The following is a 1,454-nucleotide window of genomic DNA, read 5'->3' as shown; positions in this document are numbered from 1 at the left end:
GGCTCTTGTGACGTATGTGTGGGTGTTGTTGCGTGCCTGAATGAGCACACGCCGTTCTCTGCCTAGGTTTCTGAGCTGTCGAGGAACAGGAACCAGTGGCGGAGGAACGGCGTGTGTGGTGTCAGCTTATGGCGTGGTCTGCTCGGTGTGGAGCACACGGTCGTGGAGACAGTGGTGTTCGAGGATGGTCCCGGGGATGGGGTGCTGGTCGCGCATGTGCGGGCGGTGGCCACGCGGCGTGGGCGGTGTGGGCGGTGCCGGAGGCGGTGTCCGGGTTATGACGCCGGGGGCGGGCGGCGGCGGTGGCGGGCGCTGGATCATGGTGTCGCGATGATGTTCTTGGAGGCCGACGCGCCCCGGGTTCGTTGTCGTGAGCACGGGGTCGTGGTGGCTCACGTGCCGTGGGCGGCCCACGATGCGGGACATACTCACAGCTTCGATCAGCAGGTCGCCTGGCTGGCGACCCGGACCTCGAAGGCGGCCGCCACTGAACTGATGCGGGTGGCGTGGCGCACGGTGGGCACGATCATCGCCCGGGTCTGGCGCGCAGCTGAGGCCCGTGCCGAAGCCGCCGGGGACGGAGACGGGCTGGACAGGCTGCGCCGGATCGGGATCGACGAGATCTCCTACCGGCGCAACTTCAAGTACCTGAGCGTGGTCGTGGATCACGACACCGGGAACCTGGTGTGGGCCGGCGAGGGCCGCGATCGCGCGACCTTGCGCAGGTTCTTCGACCGGCTCGGTCCCGACCGGTGCGCGCAGATCACTCACGTGTCGGCCGACGGCGCCGGCTACATCGACGAAGAAGTGGCCGTGGCCTGCCCTCAGGCGATCCGGGCCATCGATCCGTTCCATGTGGTGAAGTGGGCCAACGACGCGTTGAGCCGGGTCCGCATCAATGCCTGGAACGAGGCCCGCGCACTGGCCCGCACCGAACCCTCACCACTGACCGGGTGGGCCCGCCGCACCCAGTCACTGCCCGGCCGCGAACGAGCCCACGGCCTGAAGAACTCCCGCTACGCCTTGTGGAAGAACCCCGACAACCTGACCATCCGGCAGAAGGCCAAGCTGCAATGGATCGCCACCACCGATCCCCGCCTCTACCGCGCCTATCTGCTCAAAGAAGGCCTACGGCTGATCTTCCAACTGCCACCCGACCAGGCCCCCGAAGCCCTGGACCGCTGGCTGAACTGGGCCCGCCGCTGCCGCATCCCCGCGTTCACCAACCTGGCCAAATCCATCAAGGCCCATCAAACCCGGATCCTGGCCTCGATCCAGCACCAGCTCTCCAACGGACCAGTCGAATCGGTCAACACCAAGATCCGCCTCCTCACCCGGACCGCCTTCGGATTCCACACAGCCGAACCCCTCATCGCCCTCGCCATGCTCCGCCTCGGACGCCACCACCCCACCCTCCCCGCACGAAACTGACCCACACATACGACAGGAGAGCC

1 protein-coding gene is annotated in these 1,454 nt (G+C 67.3%); it reads left to right on the top strand.

The window, feature by feature from the left end:
* Positions 1 to 111: 111 nt before the first annotated feature.
* The gene (locus ACIA49_RS41830; RefSeq protein WP_396383931.1) at positions 112 to 1,431 is read left to right on the top strand and encodes an ISL3 family transposase; all 1,320 of its coding nucleotides are present in this window, start codon (positions 112 to 114) and stop codon (positions 1,429 to 1,431) included.
* Positions 1,432 to 1,454: the final 23 nt, after the last annotated feature.

It is taken from the genome of Kribbella sp. NPDC051587, from assembly GCF_044453945.1.
Classification (GTDB): Bacteria; Actinomycetota; Actinomycetes; order Propionibacteriales; family Kribbellaceae; genus Kribbella.
Note: the sequence above shows the minus strand (reverse complement) of the source record. Positions and strands in the feature narration are given on the sequence as shown.